Source organism: Micromonospora siamensis, from assembly GCF_900090305.1.
In the GTDB taxonomy this organism is placed as follows: Bacteria; Actinomycetota; Actinomycetes; order Mycobacteriales; family Micromonosporaceae; genus Micromonospora; species Micromonospora siamensis.
On sequence record NZ_LT607751.1, the window covers coordinates 4,111,112 to 4,127,463 of the forward strand.

The 16,352-nt window shown below is 73.6% G+C and carries 14 protein-coding genes; 6 read left to right on the plus strand and 8 right to left on the minus strand.

Annotated features, from left to right (window positions below; all coding sequences use genetic code 11):
* Window positions 1-205: 205 nt before the first annotated feature.
* Complete coding sequence (locus tag GA0074704_RS19075; RefSeq protein WP_088971762.1) at window positions 206-1,240, plus strand: SMP-30/gluconolactonase/LRE family protein; 1,035 nt, start codon at window positions 206-208, stop codon at window positions 1,238-1,240.
* Window positions 1,241-1,314: 74 nt separating this feature from the next.
* On the opposite strand, the gene GA0074704_RS19080 is transcribed toward GA0074704_RS19075, so the two are convergent.
* The 5 genes from GA0074704_RS19080 to pdhA all read right to left on the minus strand — a co-directional run bounded on the left by GA0074704_RS19080 (window position 1,315) and on the right by pdhA (window position 8,405).
* On the minus strand, window positions 1,315-2,583 hold the full coding sequence (locus GA0074704_RS19080) for a L,D-transpeptidase (RefSeq protein ID WP_088971763.1): 1,269 nt from the start codon (window positions 2,581-2,583) through the stop codon (window positions 1,315-1,317).
* A gap of 253 nt (window positions 2,584-2,836) precedes the next feature.
* Window positions 2,837-4,516, minus strand: a complete 1,680-nt coding sequence (locus GA0074704_RS19085) for a right-handed parallel beta-helix repeat-containing protein (RefSeq protein WP_088971764.1) — start codon at window positions 4,514-4,516, stop codon at window positions 2,837-2,839.
* Window positions 4,517-4,639: 123 nt separating this feature from the next.
* Window positions 4,640-6,064: a dihydrolipoamide acetyltransferase family protein gene (locus tag GA0074704_RS19090; RefSeq protein WP_088973804.1), complete on the minus strand. Its 1,425-nt coding sequence runs from the start codon at window positions 6,062-6,064 to the stop codon at window positions 4,640-4,642.
* A gap of 110 nt (window positions 6,065-6,174) precedes the next feature.
* Complete coding sequence (locus GA0074704_RS19095; RefSeq protein ID WP_088971765.1) at window positions 6,175-7,179, minus strand: alpha-ketoacid dehydrogenase subunit beta; 1,005 nt, start codon at window positions 7,177-7,179, stop codon at window positions 6,175-6,177.
* Window positions 7,179-8,405: a pyruvate dehydrogenase (acetyl-transferring) E1 component subunit alpha gene (gene pdhA / locus GA0074704_RS19100; RefSeq protein WP_088973805.1), complete on the minus strand. Its 1,227-nt coding sequence runs from the start codon at window positions 8,403-8,405 to the stop codon at window positions 7,179-7,181. Before pdhA ends, GA0074704_RS19095 begins: the two co-directional genes overlap by 1 nt.
* 72 nt (window positions 8,406-8,477) lie before the next feature.
* On the opposite strand from pdhA, the gene GA0074704_RS19105 reads away from it, so the two are divergent.
* Together GA0074704_RS19105 and GA0074704_RS19110 are read left to right on the plus strand one after the other, a co-directional pair.
* Complete coding sequence (locus GA0074704_RS19105; RefSeq protein ID WP_088971766.1) at window positions 8,478-8,987, plus strand: Lrp/AsnC family transcriptional regulator; 510 nt, start codon at window positions 8,478-8,480, stop codon at window positions 8,985-8,987.
* 58 nt (window positions 8,988-9,045) lie between these two features.
* Entirely contained in the window at window positions 9,046-11,190 is a 2,145-nt protein-coding gene (locus GA0074704_RS19110; RefSeq protein ID WP_231926561.1) for an acyltransferase family protein, read from the plus strand.
* Window position 11,191: 1 nt separating this feature from the next.
* Here GA0074704_RS19110 and GA0074704_RS19115 read toward each other — a convergent pair whose 3' ends face one another.
* The 3 genes from GA0074704_RS19115 to GA0074704_RS19125 all read right to left on the minus strand — a co-directional run bounded on the left by GA0074704_RS19115 (window position 11,192) and on the right by GA0074704_RS19125 (window position 12,920).
* On the minus strand, window positions 11,192-12,166 hold the full coding sequence (locus GA0074704_RS19115) for a DNA polymerase domain-containing protein (RefSeq protein ID WP_088971768.1): 975 nt from the start codon (window positions 12,164-12,166) through the stop codon (window positions 11,192-11,194).
* 50 nt (window positions 12,167-12,216) lie between these two features.
* On the minus strand, window positions 12,217-12,543 hold the full coding sequence (locus tag GA0074704_RS19120) for a hypothetical protein (protein ID WP_088971769.1): 327 nt from the start codon (window positions 12,541-12,543) through the stop codon (window positions 12,217-12,219).
* Window positions 12,544-12,692: 149 nt separating this feature from the next.
* Window positions 12,693-12,920 (minus strand): hypothetical protein, encoded by a 228-nt coding sequence (locus tag GA0074704_RS19125; RefSeq protein ID WP_088973806.1) that lies wholly within the window; start codon window positions 12,918-12,920, stop codon window positions 12,693-12,695.
* Between the two features lie 131 nt (window positions 12,921-13,051).
* On the opposite strand from GA0074704_RS19125, the gene GA0074704_RS19130 reads away from it, so the two are divergent.
* The 3 genes from GA0074704_RS19130 (at window position 13,052) to GA0074704_RS19140 (ending at window position 16,278) form a co-directional block, all read left to right on the plus strand.
* Complete coding sequence (locus tag GA0074704_RS19130) at window positions 13,052-13,783, plus strand: histidine phosphatase family protein (RefSeq protein ID WP_088971770.1); 732 nt, start codon at window positions 13,052-13,054, stop codon at window positions 13,781-13,783.
* Window positions 13,767-14,636 (plus strand): NAD(P)H-hydrate dehydratase, encoded by an 870-nt coding sequence (locus tag GA0074704_RS19135; RefSeq protein WP_088971771.1) that lies wholly within the window; start codon window positions 13,767-13,769, stop codon window positions 14,634-14,636. Before GA0074704_RS19130 ends, GA0074704_RS19135 begins: the two co-directional genes overlap by 17 nt.
* A 148-nt stretch (window positions 14,637-14,784) precedes the next feature.
* On the plus strand, window positions 14,785-16,278 hold the full coding sequence (locus GA0074704_RS19140; RefSeq protein ID WP_088971772.1) for a S8 family peptidase: 1,494 nt from the start codon (window positions 14,785-14,787) through the stop codon (window positions 16,276-16,278).
* Window positions 16,279-16,352: the final 74 nt, after the last annotated feature.

Here is a 16,352-nt window from a genome sequence, read left to right on the forward strand (position 1 = left end):
GCGAGCCCGGTGCCCGAAACGCCGCATCCTCGCCTGTCCCCCGCGACCACCGCCCGGAAAGCCGCAACCCGGCCCCCTGCGGCAACCCGGCCCGAGCACGGAGGGGGTCGGTCGCCGGCCGCCGCACTTCGGCCGGATCGTCGGGGCCGGCGATCCGGGCCGATCGCCGGATGGGCGGTCGGGCCGGCCGGACCACAATGAGCGGATGGTCGTTCCTCATCCGCGTACCTCCCGCCCCCGGGCGCCCCGGCTGATCCGTCCGGTCCGGGAGCCGGCCACGGTGCCGCCGCCGCTGACCGGGCCGTGGGCGCCCGCCGACCGCCGGCTGGACGCCGCCGACATGTTCCCGCTGCCGGACGGCGCGCACGGGCCCGAGGACGTGCTGGTCGACCCGGACGGGCGGGTGATCAGCGGGGACGAGGACGGGCGGCTGTGGTGGTGGCCGGTGGACGCGGTGGCCGGCACCCGGCCCCGGCTGCTCACCGAGACCGGCGGCCGGCCGCTCGGCATCGAGCTGGACCCGACCGACGGCAGCCTGGTCATCTGCGACGCGTACCGGGGGTTGCTGCGGGTCACCCCCGACGGGGCGGTACGCCAGCTCAGTGACGCCGGAGAGCCGGTGCACCTGGCGGACAACGCCACGGTCGGCGCCGACGGGACGATCTACTTCACCGACAGCAGCGACCGGTTCCCGGTCGAGCACTGGCGGCGGGACATCCTGGAGCACCGGCCCAACGGCAAGGTGCTGGCCTACTCGCCCGGCACCGGCCGGACCGAGGTGGTGGCCGCCGGGCTGTACTTCCCCAACGGCATCGCGCTGGCCCCGGACTCCTCGGCCCTGCTGGTCGCCGAGACGGCCACCCACCGGCTGCTGCGGATCTCGCTGCCCGACGGGGCGGTGACCGTGCTGACCGACCTGCCGGCGTACCCGGACAACGTGGCGGCGGTGGGCGACGGCACGTACTGGGTGGCGCTGCCCAGCCCGCGCCGGGCGATCGTGGAACGGCTGCTGCCCCACCCCCGGGTCCGGCAGGTGGTGGCGCTGCTGCCGACCGTGGCACAGCCGCGGCCCGCCCGGTACGGGCTGGTCGCGCTGGTCGACGGCGACGGGCGGGTGCTGCGGACCCTGCACGGCCCGGCCGGGGCGTACCCGATGGTCACCGGCGTCCGCCAGCACGGCGACCAGCTCTGGCTGGGCAGCCTGACCGGCTCGGGGATCGCCCGGGTGCCGTTGGGTTGAGCCCACGCGGCCGGCCCGCCACCGTGACGGTGGCGGGCCGGCCGATCCCGCGGTCGTTCCTCCCCCTGCTGCCGTCAGCCTCCGCTGGCCGACGGGGCCGGTGCGGGCGAGCTGCCGCCGGCCACCGCACCGGGGTGCGGGGCGGTGGTGGCCGGTGCGGGCTTCAGCCCGGCCGGCACCGGCAGGGCGCTGCCCCTGGCGAACTCGTCCCAGCTGACGTTCCACGCCGTCCAGCCGTTGCCGGGCCGCAGCGGAACCTCGGTGCCTCTGACGGTGACCAGGTCACCGACCTGGGTGACCCCCATCAGCCAGTCCGCGGCGGCGGAGGAGACGTTGGCGCAGCCGTGCGAGGTGTTGGTGTAGCCCTGCTCCCCCTCCGACCAGGGCGCGGCGTGGATGAACTCGCCGCCCCAGGTCAGACGCTGGGCGTCCTCGACGTCGACCACGTATCCGCCGTCCGGCTCACCGCGGGTGTCGAACGTCGTCTGCTGGTGCTTCTCCATGATCACCATCTTGCCGCTGGAGCTGGGCGTGCTCGGCTTGCCGAGGCTCACCGGGATCTTGCGGATCAGCTTGCCGTCCCGGAAGACCGACATCTGCTTGGTGGCGTTGTCGATGTCGAGGTTCACCTGCTGGCCGATCTTCGAGGTGGCGGTGTGGTCGGCGTCGCCGACGTACTCCTTGCCGATCGGCAGTCCCGCAAGGCCGGTACGCACGCTGATCGTGGTCCCGGGACGCCAGAAGTCGGGGGCCCGGTAGTAGACCTGGCTGCCGTCCTCCAGCCACGACCAGGCGCCCGGCTGGGGCGGGTTCGTCTTCACGAACAACCGGCGCTGCACCGCCGCCCTGGCCTCTTTGGGAATTGCCGGCTCGAATGCGACGGTTACCGGCATCGCCGTTCCGTACGTCTGGTTCCCGGCGAAATAGAGAACGCTGTCGACGGCCTGTTTGTCGGATTTCTTCGCGGTGCTGAACGTGGTGCTGCGGGTGGTCGTGCGGCCCTTCGCCCCGGTCGCCGTCACCTCGGCGGTGTAGGTGCGCCCGTTCTCCAGCGGGGTGGCCGGCACCCAGCTCGACCCGTCCTCGCGGGGCTCGCCCCGGACCTGGCCGCCCTTGTCGTCGGTGAGCTTCACCGAGGTGACCTTCCCGCCCTGCACGGCGGTTCCCACCTCGGCGCTGATCGGAACGTCGCGGCTCCGGTCGGCCGGCGTGACACTGACCGCGACCGGCGGCTCCTTGGCCTGCGCCCGGTCGGCCGCCTTCCGCTGCGCGGTGCATCCGGCGCCCGCCGGCACCATGACGATGGCCACCGCGAGCAGTCCCACCCCTCGCCTCAATTTCATGACGCGCTCCCCGTTCCGGCTGGATTCCCGCCCATTGTGTGCAGCCCGACAACTGCGGTTCGGCAATTCCAGAAAATTGCCGAACGGCTCGTGGCCGCTATTTCGTCAATTGCTCTCCAATGGGTGTCGAGCGGCCCGATCCGGCCCGGCCGCGCCGACCCTGCCGGTCCCGCCCGTCGCACACCGGTTCACCCGGCCCGCGTCGCTCCCACCCGGTTGGGCCACCGGAGTCGCCGCTGCCCGGTTCGGCGGTTCAGCTCCAGTCCTCGTCGCCGTGGTTGCGGTCCCACCGGCCGCCGATCGGCGGGGTGTCCAGCCGGGTGGGGCCGTCGGCATTGCCGGCGAGGTCGTTGTCCTCCACCCGGCAGGACACGCAACTGCCCCGCTCGGTGATCCAGATGCCGTGGCTCTGGGTACGCCGGTCCTGGTTGTCCCAGATCCGGTTGCCCTTGATCGTCGCCCCGTCCAGCGCCGCGTCCACGGTGATCCCGGCCCGCACCGCCGGTGCCGGCGACAGCTCGTACCGGGTGCCCGGCTCCGGCACGTCACCGCTCCACCCGGTGAGCGCGTCGGGGCGTACCGGGGCCAGGGTGAGCTGGTTGGCGTCGTTCGCCGCCACCACCGCCGTCCGCCTGCCGACCCGGACCACCTTGCCCCGGTGCCCGTCGGGCGGCCAGTTGGCCCGCCGGTCGACCACCAGCTTCGCGCCGTACCGCACCGAGTCGCCACCGCCGGTCGCCGCCTCGGGATGCTGCCGCCCGTTGGCCCGGATCCGGTTGCCGACCACCGTGGCGTCGTTCATCGGACGGTCGATGCGGATCGCGTCGCAGCTGTTGCCGTAGAAGTCGTTGCTCTCGATGACGATCTCCTGGGCGGGCTCCGGCCCCTCGCCGCCGAAGGCCCGCTGGTGGTAGCCGTACCGGCCGTTGCCGCTGATCCGGTTGCCGCGCACCGTGTACGGGCCGGGGGTGTTGCCGATGCTCACCCCGTCGCGCAGGTTCCCGTCGATGACGCAGTCGGTGAGGATGCCGCCGCGCCCGGCGGTGCGCGTGGTGCCCTTCGCGGACACGCTGAAGCCGGCCTCCAGGTTCCCGGTCATCGTGCAGGCGGAGACGATCAGCCCGTTGGCCCCCCAGTCGGAGATGCCGAACCGGTTGCCCTGCGCGTGGCAGCCGATGATCCGGATGCCGCGGGGGCGCAGCCCACCGGCGTACTGCAACTCCAGGAAGATGCCGTTGGTGGCGTTGCCGACCGCCGAGCAGTTGACGATGTTGAGCCGTTCGACGCTGCCCCAGCCGCCGATCCCGATGCCGATGCCGGCCCCACCCATCTCGGTGCCGTTGTCCAGCCGACCGCAGCCGGCCACCAGGACCCCGTCGATCAGGGTGTCCTGGAGGAAGTCGCAGCCCAGGCCGGTGGCCGCCGTGTGGTGGATGTACAGGTTGCGGAACACGCCTCGCACCACGTACTGCAGGCCGAGCCCCTTGGCCAGCGGGTTGTACTCGGCCAGCGACACCCCGGAGCCGTCGATCTCGAAGTCGGCGAAGGTGCAGTACGCCAGGTGCCGCTGCCGGTCCGCGCCGTGCTGCTGCGCGGTGTAGAACGCCAGCGGGGCCGGGTCGGCCCGGTTGCCGGAGTTGCTCAGCACGAAGCGGGTGGCGCCCGGCCCCGCGCCGACGAGGGACACGCCGGTCCGCCACACCGTGCCGGCGTCGCGCATCGAGTAGACCCCGGGCGGGCAGTAGATGACCCGGGCGCGGCCGTCGGCGGCGTACGCGTCGCCCAGCCGGTCCACCAGCGCGGCGAACGCGGGCTGGTCGTTGGTCGTGCCGTCACCGGTCAACCCGTGCTCGCGCGCGTTGCACATCAGCGGCGCTCCGGCGACCGGGTGCAGCCGCACCCCACCGGCACCGGGCGTGCCGGGATACGCCATCTCCGCCCTCCCCTCGACGACCGGCGAGGCATTCCCGGTGCGCGGGCGAGGAAACCGCGGCGCCTACCGCGCCGGCCCCGGCACCGAAGGGTGGTCGGTGCCGGGGCCGGGGTCGTCGCGGGTTCAGACGTTGGCCACCAGCAGCGCCGGCTGCTCGACGCAGTCCGCCACGTGCCGCAGGAAGCCGCCGGCCACCCCGCCGTCGCAGACCCGGTGGTCGAAGGTGAGGCTGAGCTGGGTCACCTTGCGCACCGCGAGCTGCCCGTCGACCACCCACGGCTTGTCGACGATCCGGCCCACCCCGAGCAGCGCCGCCTCCGGGTGGTTGATGATCGGGGTCGAGCCGTCCACCCCGAACACCCCGTAGTTGTTCAGGGTGAAGGTGCCACCGGTGAGCCGGGCCGGCGGCAGGGTGCCGGCCCGCGTGGCGGCGGTGGTCTCCGCCAGCGCCGCGGCGATCTCCCGCGTGGTCAGTCGGTGCGCGTCGCGCAGCACCGGCACCACCAGGCCCCGGTCGGTCTGCGCGGCGATGCCCAGGTGCACGGCGGCCGACTGGACGATCCGCTCACCCTCGCCGTCCACCCTGGAGTTGAGCTGCGGGAACTTCCGCAGGCCGCTGAGGCAGATCCGGGCCAGCAGGGCCAGGACGCTCACCGGCTGGTCGGGGGTGGCCGCGTTGATGGCGGCCCGCGTCTCCAGCAGACCGGTGGCGTCCACGTCCACCCAGACGGTGACCTCGGGGATCTCCCGTCGGCTGCGGGAGAGCTTGTCGGCGATGGCCCGGCGGATGCCGGTGAGCGGGATGATCGTGTCGCCCTCGCCGGCGGGGGCGAGTCCGACATGCGCCGCCGGGGCGTCCGGCACCGCGGCGAGCCGGGCGGCCGGCGCGCTCAGCGTCGCCTCCACGTCGGCCCGGCGGATGACGCCGCCCGGGCCGGTCCCGGTCAGCGACGCCAGGTCGACGCCGCGCTCCCTGGCGAGGCGTCGGACGATCGGCGAGATGACCAGCGGCGCCGATCCCGTCGTACGATCCGGGACCGGCTCGCCCGCGGCGGCGTCCGGCGCCGGGACTGCGGGTTCCGTCCGGCCGGTCTCCGCGTCCACCGGCCTTGCGGCGGTACGGTCGTCGGTCGCCGTCGCAGCGGGCTCCGGGGCCACGGCGAGCCGGGGCCGACGGCGGCGCCGGCCGGAGCCGCCGTGGCCGGTGCCGTACCCGATCAGGACGTTGCCGGAGCCGGCCCGCTCCTCCTCGCGGTAGGTCGCGTGGCCCGGCGGCTCGTCGCCGCCGGCGTCCAGCGGCGCGATGGTGACCAGTGGCTGGCCCACCGGACGTACCTCACCGGCCGCGCCGTGCAGGGCGACGACCCGGCCGGCGTACGGGCAGGGCACGTCGACGACGGCCTTGGCGGTCTCCACCTCGACCACGCTCTGGTCCACCGTGACCAGGTCACCGACGGCGACCCGCCACTCGACGATCTCCGCCTCGCTGAGCCCCTCACCCAGGTCGGGCAGGAGGAAGTCGAGGGTCCGCTCGGTGCGTTCGGTCATGCCGTGCCTGCCGGGCATGCCCTCACGGCCCTCGCTACGCTCGGTGCGTTCGGTCATGCCGTGCCTGCCGGGCATGCCCTCACGGCCCTCGCTACGCTCGGTGCGTTCGGTCATGCCGCGGCCCACCGGGAGTCGGGCTGGTCGTCCCACTGCAGCCGGGCCACGGTGTCGAGCACCCGGTCCACCGAGGGCAGGTGGGTGTGCTCCAGCATCGGCGCCGGGTACGGGATGTCCAGGCCGGACACCCGCAGCACCGGGGCGTGCAGGGCGTGGAAGCAGCGCTCCTGCACCCGGGCGGCGATCTCCGCGCCGACCCCGGCGAAACCCTGCGCCTCCTGGATGACCACGCAGCGGCCGGTCCTGCGCACCGAGGCGGTGACGGTGGCGTCGTCGAACGGCACGATGCTGCGTACGTCGACGACCTCCAGGTCCCAGCCCTCTTCGCGGGCGGCCTCGGCGGCCTCCATCGCGACCGGCACGGCCGGGCCGTACGCGACCAGGGTGGCGTCGGTGCCGGCGCGGCGCACCACGGCCTTGCCGAACGGCGCGGTACGGGCCGGCAGCTCGGCCTCGCCGCTGGAGAAGTAGAGCTTCTTCGGCTCCATGAACACGACCGGGTCCGGGTCGTCGATCGCCTCGCGCAGCAGCGAGTACGCGTCCTCCACGGTGGCCGGCGTGACCACCTTCAGCCCGGGGGTGTGCGCGTAGTACGCCTCGGAGGAGTCGCAGTGGTGCTCGACGCCACCGATGCCGCCCGCGTAGGGAACCCGGATCACCATCGGCACGCTGAGCGCGCCGCGGGTGCGGTTGCGCAGCTTCGCCACGTGCGAGGCGATCTGCTCGAAGGCCGGGTAGCCGAACGCGTCGAACTGCATCTCGACCACCGGCTTGAGGCCGGACATGGCCAGGCCGACGGCGAAGCCGACGATGCCGGCCTCCGCGAGGGGGGTGTCGAAGCACCGCTTGTCGCCGAACCGGGCCTGGAGGCCGTCGGTGATCCGGAAGACGCCGCCGAGCTGGCCGACGTCCTCACCGAAGACGAGCACCCGCTCGTCGTCGAGCATCGCGTCGGCGAGCGCGGCGTTGAGCGCCTTCGCCATGGTGGTGGTGGCCATCAGCGCTCACCCTCGGAGTCGGAGTCGGCGGCCAGCTCGGCCCGGACCTGTTCCCGCTGCTCGACCAGCTGCGGGGTGGGTTCGGCGTACACGTGGTCGAAGAGGCTCAGCGGGTCCACGGCCGGCTTGTCGTGCATCCGCTCGCGCAGGTCGGCCGCGTACGCCTCGGCCTCCTCGGCGATCGCCGCGACGGCGGCGTCGTCGAGCACGCCCCGGGCGCGCAGGTAGGTCTCCAGCCGGGCCACCGGGTCCCGGTCGCGCCACTGCTCGACCTCGTCGGCGTCCCGGTAGCGGGTGGCGTCGTCGGCGTTGGTGTGCGCCTCCATCCGGTAGGTGTGCGCCTCCACCAGGAACGGGCCGTGTCCGGCGCGGGCGTGCTCCACCGCGCGGCCCAGCACGGCGAGCACGGCCACCGGGTCGTTGCCGTCGACCTGCTCGCTGGGCACCCCGTAGCCGACGCCCTTGTACGCCAGGCTCGGCGCGGCGGTCTGCCGGGACAGCGGCACGCTGATCGCGTACTTGTTGTTCTGCACGAAGTAGACGACCGGGGCCTTGAACACGGCCGCGAAGTTGACCCCCTCGTGGAAGTCGCCCTCGCTGGTGGCGCCGTCGCCGATGAAGGCCAACGCCACGGTGTCCCGCCCCTGGTACGCCTCGCCGTAGGCCAGGCCCGCAGCGTGCACGCACTGGGTGGCCAGCGGGGTGCACTGCGGCGCGGTGTGCACCCGCGTCGGGTCGTACCCGCAGTGCCAGTCGCCGCGCAGCAGGGTGAGCACCTCGACCGGGTCGATGCCGCGGGCGGTCAGCGCCATCGACTCGCGGTAGGTGGGGAAGACCCAGTCGTCGTCGCGCACGGCGAGGACCGCGCCGACCTGGCAGGCCTCCTGGCCGCGGGAGGACGGGTAGACGGCGAGCTTGCCCTGCTTGGTCAGGGCGGTGGCCTGGATGTCGAAGCGGCGACCGATCACCATCCGGCGGTACAGCTCGCGCAGCGCCTCGACGGGCGGCTCGGGGTAGTCCTCGCGGGCCGGCAGCGGGGTGCCGTCGGGGTCGAGCAGGCGGACCGGCTCGGCGGCGGGGAGCAGCCCGGCGGACCGGTCGGCGGGGGCGGGCGCGGTGCGCGCGGACGGCTCGTCGGCCGGCGGGCGGGGGCGCGGGGATGCCCTGCGGACCGCCTGGGGTGTGGTCGTCACGGCAAGGACCTCCTGGACGTGTGGTGGCCCTATGCTCCTGCTGTTGGATGATTGACTCAAGATCCCGGATGAACGCGGGACGAATGACCTTCCAGGGGAGCGGATGTGAGCCAGGAGACCGGCCCGGAGGCGGGCACGCCGGTCGGATCGGGACGTTCGGTCGGACCACTGGACGAGGTCGACCGGCGGATCCTCGATGAGCTGGTCGGTGACGGGCGGATGTCCATCCGGACCCTCGCCGAGCGGGTGCACGTCTCGCGTACCAACGCGTACGCACGGGTGGAGCGGCTGCTGCGCGACGGGGTGGTCACCGGGTTCCGCGCCCGGGTGGCGCCGGAGCCGGCGGGACTGGGCACGTCGGCGTACATCGCCCTGACCATCGAGCAGAACACCTGGCGGGAGGTGTCGGCCGAGCTGGCCCGGGTGCGCTACGTCGAGCACGTGGCGCTGCTCAGCGGCGAGCACGACGTGCTGGCCCTGGTCCGCGCGCCGGACAACGCCACCCTGCGGGACGTGGTGCTGGACCGGGTGCAGCACATCGGCGGGGTGCTGTCGACGCGTACCTGGCTGGTCTTCGAGGAGTTCGACGGCGAGCGGAGCCCGTGGCAGGGCTGATCGCCCACGAACGTGATAACCGCTCAAAGCAGGACAGAACGCCCCTAGCATTTGTGCTGTGCTGACAACGACCGAGTCGCGGTCCGACGCGAGCCTGCCGGCGCGGGCGTCCGGACCGGTGTCCCACCGGCCGGGGTCGTTCCGCGGCGACATCGAGGGCCTGCGGGCGGTGGCGGTGCTGCTGGTGCTCCTCGGCCACGCCGGGGTGCCCCGCCTGCCCGGCGGCTTCGTCGGCGTGGACGTCTTCTTCGTGATCTCGGGCTTCCTCATCACCGGGCTGCTGCTGCAGGAGCACGACCGGCGGGGACGGATCTCGCTCACCGGCTTCTACGCCCGGCGGGCGAAGCGGCTGCTGCCCGCCGCCGCGACGGTGCTGCTCGCGACCCTCGCGCTGACCTGGTTCTTCCTGCCCCGTACCCGATGGTCCGCGACGGCCTGGGACGTGGTCGCCAGCGCCGGGTACGCGATGAACTGGCGGATGGCCGCCGAGTCCCTCGACTACGCCACCGTGGGCCAGGCGCCGAGCATCCTCCAGCACTTCTGGTCCCTGGCCGTGGAGGAGCAGTTCTATCTGGTCTGGCCGTTGGTGATGATCCTGCTCGGGTGGGTCGCCCGACGCCTGCGGCGGGGGCGCGACGGCCTGCTCCTGCTCGGGCTCGGATCGATCGCGCTGCCGTCGTTCGGCTGGGCGCTGGCCACGTCGCCGACGGACCCGTCCGCCTACTACGTCACCACCACCCGGCTGTGGGAGCTGGCCGTGGGCGCCGCCGTCGCCGTCGCGGCGGCCCGGCCACGCGGCGTCCCACGAGCCGTCGCGGCGACGCTGGCCTGGGCGGGACTCGTCGCCATCGGCGCCTCGGCCGCGCTCATCGACACCCCCTCCGGGTTCCCCGGGTACGCCGCGCTCGGTCCCACCCTGGGTGCGGCGGCGGTGGTCGGCCTCGGCTCCGTGGCCGGCCGGGCGGGGCCGGCGCTGCTGCTCGGACTGCCACCCCTGCGGGCCGTCGGGACCATCTCCTACTCGTTGTACCTCTGGCACTGGCCGCTGCTGATCGCCGCCCGGGCGTACCTCGGCGACCTGGACGTCGGCCCCGCGCTGGCGGTCGTCGGCGCCTCGTTCCTGCCGGCCGTCCTCACCTACCGCTACGTCGAGAACCCGCTGCGCCGGTCCGCGGCCCTGAGCCGACGGCCGTTCGCCGCCCTGCGGCTCGGTGTCGCCTGCACCGTGGGCGCGGTACTGTCCGGGCTGCTGTTCCAGCTGCTCGTCGTGCCCGGCACGCCGGCCACCGTCGGATCCGCGGTCCCGCTCCGGGCGCCCGCCGACCCGGCGGCGCCGGCGCCGTCGTCCTCGTGGGGCGCCGCGGCGCTGGGGTCCTCCCCCCGCGACAGCCCGGCCGGCGTACCCGTCGACCGGGTCGACTCGATCACCCCCGACCCGTTGCGGGTGGGGTCCGACGTTCCCGCGGCCTACCAGCGCTGCATCGTCGACCAGGCCACGGCGACCGCGAAGCGCTGCGTCTTCGGTGATCCGTCCGGGCGGACCACCGTGGCGCTCGTCGGCGACTCGCACGCCTACCACTGGCTTCCCGCCCTCGACCCGGCCGCGAAGCGGAACCACTGGCGGATCGTCCTCTACGCCAAGGCCACCTGCCCCTTCGTCGAGGCGACGGTGATCTTCGCCGGCCGGCCGTACGAGACCTGCACCCGGTGGAACGCGTCGGTGCGCGCCGCGCTGCGCGGCCCGGACCGGCCCGACCTGCTGCTGACGAGCAACGCCGGCTATCTCGTGGTGGAGAACGGCAGACCCGCCACGACCACCATGGGGCTGAGTCCGAAGCTGCGGCAGACGTGGCGCGGGATGGTGGACGCGGGGGTGCCGGTCGTGGTGCTGCGCGACGGGCCCCACCACGAACGGAACATCGCCGAGTGCGTCGCCGAGAACCGGAAGCGGCTGACCCGGTGCGCCTCGCCCCGGGCCCGCCTGGCCAGCGGTGGGGGCCCCGCCCAGGAACAGGCGGCCGAGGGACTCGCCGGGGTGCACCTGATCGACCTGACCGACGCGATCTGCCCCGCCGACCGGTGCGCCCCGGTCATCGGAGGTGTCCTGGTCTACAGCGACGACAACCACGTGAGCGCGACGTACATGGCGACGATGGAGCCCCGCCTCGAGGCGGCCCTGCGACCACTGGTCCCGGCCCGTTGAGTCACCCCCGTTCGGGGGGCGCCTCCAACCCCTCCCGGTCGGCCAGCTCCAGCAGCGGTTCCAGCGAGTAGCGGCGGTCGTCGAGGCCGGCGTGCGGGTCGCCCCGCTCGGCGAAGCGGGCCGGCATCGTGGTCACGTCGAAGTCCTCCGGGCGTACGTCGGAAAGCTCCGACCAGTCCAGCGGCGCCGAGACGAGCGCCGCCGGTGTCGGCCGGATCGAGTACGCCGACGTGACGGTGTGGTCGCGGGCCATCTGGTTGTAGTCCACGAAGACCGGCCGGTCCCGTTGCTCCCGCCACCACGTGGTGGTGACCAGGTCGGGCAGCCGGCGCTGCATCTCGCGGCCCAGCGCCAGCACCGCCCGCCGGCACTCGCCGAAGCTCCACCGGGGCTCGATGGAGAGGTAGACGTGCAGGCCCCGCCCTCCGGTGGTCTTCGGATAGCCGGCCAGCCCCAGCTCGTCGAGGAACGCGCGCACCTCGTGGGCCACCGGCACCACCTGCGCGAAGTCCACCCCCGGCATGGGGTCGAGGTCGATGCGCAGCTGGTCGGGGTGTTCCACGTCGCCGGCCGAGACCGGCCACGGGTGGAAGCGCAGGGTGCCCAGGTTGGCCGCCCAGATCACCACGGCCAGCTCGCTCGGGGCCACCTCGTCGGCGGTGCGGCCGCTGGGGAAGGTGATGTGCGCCGTCCGCACCCAGTCGGGCGCCCCCGCGGGCAGCCGCTTCTGGTAGAACGCGTCGCCCTTGTTGGTCTGCCGGGTGGCGACCTTGGCGCCCTCGAACACCCCGCGCGGCCAGCGTTCCAGCATGGTGGGCCGGTCGCGCAGGGCGCGCAGGATGCCGTCGCCGACCGCCAGGAAGTAGCGGACCACGTCCAGCTTGGTCAGTCCCCGCTCCGGGAAGTAGGGCTTGTCCGGGCTGGAGACGCGGACCAGCCGCTCCCCCACCCGGATCTCCTCGGCCGCTGTCGCCATGCCTGACACCGTAACGGCCACCGACGCCCGACCGGGCCCGTCGCGGCCGGTCAGCCGGCGATCCACACCCCCAGCACCAGCAGAGGAAGCGAGACGAACAGGAAGATGCCCACCCCGGTGAGCACCCGCCCGCCGCCGGCGTCCTCCCGCTCGGGCGGCAGGCCGAAGGTCGACCGGGCGGCCAGCATCCCGACCCGGCTCAGTGTCAGGTCGCCGGTGACCGAGAGCAGCAGCGCCACCACCACCAGGGCGACGCCGAACCGGTGGACGAAGTCGCCGCCGGAGGTGGCCACCCAGATCCCGACGCCGACCGCGGCGACCAGCGCCGCCACGACCATCAACAGCAGGGCCTCCCGCAGCCCCTTGAGCACGGTCATCGACCGTCACCTCCCCCGTGGACACGACCGGAGCCGGTCGTACCCGACATGGTGCCCCGAGGAGGTCGTCGCCGCTGTCCCGTCACCGACAGTGACGGGCACGGCGGCCGGGCGGATCGCGGACGATCCGCCCGGCCGTCCGGTACGGCTCAGCCGTCGCGCTGCATCCGGGCCAGCAGCATCTGCTTGCCCTGCTCGCCGGCCTTGCGGTTGTTCTCCTGCATCTTGCGGAACCAGGTGGCCAGCTCCTGGTCGCCCCGGTTCTCCGCGTCGGCGATGTACGTCTCCAACCGCCAGATGTGCTCCAGCGACAGCTGCAGTGCGTGGATCAGGTCGTAGTTCTGGTCCTTGACCGGACTGGCCGGTTCCCTGACCATGGTCGCCACGGTGTACCTCCCGATGGTTTCGGTTCTGGCGAGCGCCACGCTTACCCGCTGGGTCCGGCTTCACGCGAGGGCCACCGACCGGGCGCGGTTACCGGGCGCGACGCCCGGGTAGGGGTTGGCCCATGGCGGAACTGGCAGCCCTCTGGATCGTCCGGCACGGCGAGAGCACGGCCAACGTGGCCGCGACCGCGGCGGAGAGCTCCGGCGCGGAGCTGATCGACCTGACCCACCGTGACGCCGACGTGCCGCTGTCGGCCACCGGCGAGGACCAGGCCCGGGCCACCGGCCGCTGGCTGGCCGGGCTGCCGGAGCACCGCCGGCCCGACGTGGCGGTGGTGTCGCCGTACCTGCGCGCGGTGAGCACCGCCGAGCTGGCGCTGGCCGGCACGGGGATCCCGGTGAGCCGCGACGAGCGGCTGCGCGACCGGGAGTTGGGCATCCTGGACGGGCTGACCGGGCACGGGGTGCGCCGGCGGTACCCGGACGAGGCGGACCGCCGGGACCGGCTGGGCAAGTTCTACTACCGGCCGCCGGGCGGCGAGTCCTGGACCGACGTGGCGTTGCGGCTGCGCGGGCTCCTCGGCGACCTGCGCCGCGACCACGAGGGCCGACGGGTGCTGCTGTTCGGCCACGACGCGCTGGTCTTCCTGCTCCGCTACCTGATCGAGGGGCTGACCGAGTCGGAGCTGATGGCCCTGACCCGGGAACACGTGATCGCCAACTGCTCGGTCACCGGCTGGTCGGCCGGCGCCGACGGCCGGCTGACCGCGGACACCTTCAACGACGTCGGCCACCTGCACCAGCAGGGCGCCCGGCCGACCAGAGAGGACGAGGTGCATGCCGAACCGGTCTGACACCCTGGTCATCACCCCGGCGCTGCTGCGCCGGTGGGCACTGCCCGTGCCGTCCGGCGGCAAGGACGCCCGGGGCACCGTGCTGGTGGTCGGCGGCTCCCGGTTCACCCCCGGCGCGGTGCTGCTGGCCGGGGTGGCCGCGCTGCGCGCCGGCGCGGGCGTGCTCCAGCTCGCCGCCGCCGAGTCCACCGCCGCCGCGCTGAGCATCCAGGTGCCCGAGGCGCTGGTGGTCGGCCTGCCGGAGACCCGGGCCGGGGCGGTCGCCGGGAGCGCCGGCGACCAGCTGCGCGAGCTGGCCGGCGAGGCCACGGTGGTGGCCCTGGGCCCCGGACTCAACGACATCGACGAGACGCGGAAGCTGCTGGAGCTGGTCCTGGAGGCGACCGGTCCGGAGACGTCGCTGGTGCTCGACGCGTACGCCCTGGGGGCGCTGAGCCACTCCCCCGACCTGCTGGTCGGCTCGGGACGTCCGGTGGTGCTCACCCCCAACCTGACCGAGGCCCGGCACCTGCTCGACCGCGATCCCGGCGACGACCTGGACGCCGAGGCGGCCGAACTGGCCCGCCGGTACGACACGGTGGTGTCGCTGTACGGCCACATCGCCACCCCGCAGGGACAGGGGTGGCGGGAGGAGAGCGGCGACGCCGGACTGGGCACCTCCGGCAGCGGCGACGTGCGGGCGGGGCTGCTGGCCGGGCTGCTGTCCCGGGGCGCCGAGCCGGCGCAGGCGGCCTGCTGGGCGGCGTTCGCGCACGCCGTGAGCGGTCAGCGGCTGGTCCCCCGGTACGGCCGGATCGGCTTTTTGGCCCGCGAGCTGCTCGACGAGATCCCACACACCCTGGCCACCGTATGACGGAGGCGGGTCGTCCGAACGGGTGTGTGTAACACCACAGTCGTTGCCTACGCTGTCCCTTCAGGAAGTGGAGCACCCCGCCCGCTTCCCGCCGGCCGCTTCCCGCCACGAAGCGTCACCCGGCTGGATACAGCCCCTGGGAGTCTGTGTGAAGAACCTCCGTCGCAAGACGCTGGCCGCGGCGTCCGCCGTCACGCTCGGCGTCGGCCTCGCCGTCGCCGGCGGGCTGGCCCCGGCGGCGTCCGCCGCCGGACCGGACGCCACGTTCCTGGTCCTGGCCCCGCAGGGCGCCACGACCGCCAAGGCCGCCGCCCGGGTCGCCGCGGCCAACGGCACCGTGGTGGCGAAGTACGACCAGATCGGTGTGCTCGTCGTCCGTTCCACCAACCCGGACTTCGCCACCGCGGTGGCGGGGGCGGGCGTGGAGTCGGTCGCCTCCACCGCCGGTCTCGGCTCCGCCCTCGACGAGGGCGAGACCGTGGAGGTGGCCACGGCCGACGCCGCCACCACCACCACGGCCGGCGACCCCACCAAGGAGCCGGACTACGCCAAGCAGTGGGACATGGACATGATCCACGTTCCGCAGGCCCACGCGGTCAACGCCGGCAGCTCGAACGTCGTCGTCGGCGTGCTGGACAGCGGCATCTCCAGCACCCACCCGGACCTGGCGACCCAGATCGCCAAGGACAAGTCCACCTCCTGCATCGGCGGTGTCACCGACACCACCGAGGCGGCCTGGAACCCGACCACCAGCGACCACGGCACCCACGTGGCCGGCACCATCGCCGCCGCCGTCAACGGCGTCGGCGTGACCGGCATCGCGCCCGGGGTCAAGGTCGCGGCCGTCAAGGTGGTCAACGACGACGGCTACATCTACCCCGAGGCGGCCGTCTGCGGCTTCCTCTGGGCCGCCGACCACGGGATGCAGCTGACCAACAACAGCTACTACATCGACCCGTGGGAGCTCAACTGCCGCAACGACGCGCGTCAACGCCCGGTGTGGCAGGCCGTGCAGCGCGCCATCCGCTACTCGCAGTCCAAGGGCGTGCTGAACGTGGCGTCCGCGGGTAACTCGAACTACGACCTCGCCCACAAGCTCTCCGACTACGGCAGCCCGGACAACGGGACTCCGGAGGAGCGCGAGAACCTCACCAACGCCTGTCTCGACCTGCCGGCCGAGGCGCCGGGCGTGGTGACCGTGAGCGCGGTCGGCCCGACCGGGGAGAAGAGCTACTACTCCTCGTACGGCCAGGGCGTCATCGACGTGACGGCGCCGGGCGGCGACACCCGGTTCCGTACCCAGGGCGTGAAGTCGACCCTGAGCGACGGCATCCTGTCCACCACCTTCAACACCACCACCCGCACCAACGGCTGGGGCTACAAGCAGGGCACCTCGATGTCCGGCCCGCACGCCACCGGTGTCGCGGCGCTGGCCCTGTCGGCGCACCCGGGGATGACCCCGGGTCAGCTGGCGTCGTTCCTGGAGCGGACCTCGGTGACGAAGTCCTGCCCGCAGGGCGTCTACAACCCGGTGCCGCTGAGCGCGGCCGGCCCGAACGCCTACGACGCCACCTGCTCCGGCGGGGCGCGTAACGGGTTCTACGGTGCCGGCATCGTCGACGCGTACAACGCGGTGAAGTAGCCTTTCGCACCACCTGTGACGGGCCCGGCGCCATTGCGCCGGGCCCGTCCGTTTTCGCAGCTCGGGACCGGGGT

Coding starts and splice junctions, on each gene's coding strand:
- GA0074704_RS19115 (WP_088971768.1), bottom strand. CDS start 12,166: ATGGCGACAGCGGCCGAGGAGATCCGGGTGGGGGAGCGGCTGGTCCGC.
- GA0074704_RS19095 (WP_088971765.1), bottom strand. CDS start 7,179: ATGGCCACCACCACCATGGCGAAGGCGCTCAACGCCGCGCTCGCCGAC.
- GA0074704_RS19080 (WP_088971763.1), bottom strand. CDS start 2,583: ATGAAATTGAGGCGAGGGGTGGGACTGCTCGCGGTGGCCATCGTCATG.
- GA0074704_RS19135 (WP_088971771.1), top strand. CDS start 13,767: ATGCCGAACCGGTCTGACACCCTGGTCATCACCCCGGCGCTGCTGCGC.
- GA0074704_RS19130 (WP_088971770.1), top strand. CDS start 13,052: ATGGCGGAACTGGCAGCCCTCTGGATCGTCCGGCACGGCGAGAGCACG.
- GA0074704_RS19120 (WP_088971769.1), bottom strand. CDS start 12,543: ATGACCGTGCTCAAGGGGCTGCGGGAGGCCCTGCTGTTGATGGTCGTG.
- GA0074704_RS19075 (WP_088971762.1), top strand. CDS start 206: ATGGTCGTTCCTCATCCGCGTACCTCCCGCCCCCGGGCGCCCCGGCTG.
- GA0074704_RS19090 (WP_088973804.1), bottom strand. CDS start 6,064: ATGACCGAACGCACCGAGCGGACCCTCGACTTCCTCCTGCCCGACCTG.
- GA0074704_RS19125 (WP_088973806.1), bottom strand. CDS start 12,920: ATGGTCAGGGAACCGGCCAGTCCGGTCAAGGACCAGAACTACGACCTG.
- GA0074704_RS19085 (WP_088971764.1), bottom strand. CDS start 4,516: ATGGCGTATCCCGGCACGCCCGGTGCCGGTGGGGTGCGGCTGCACCCG.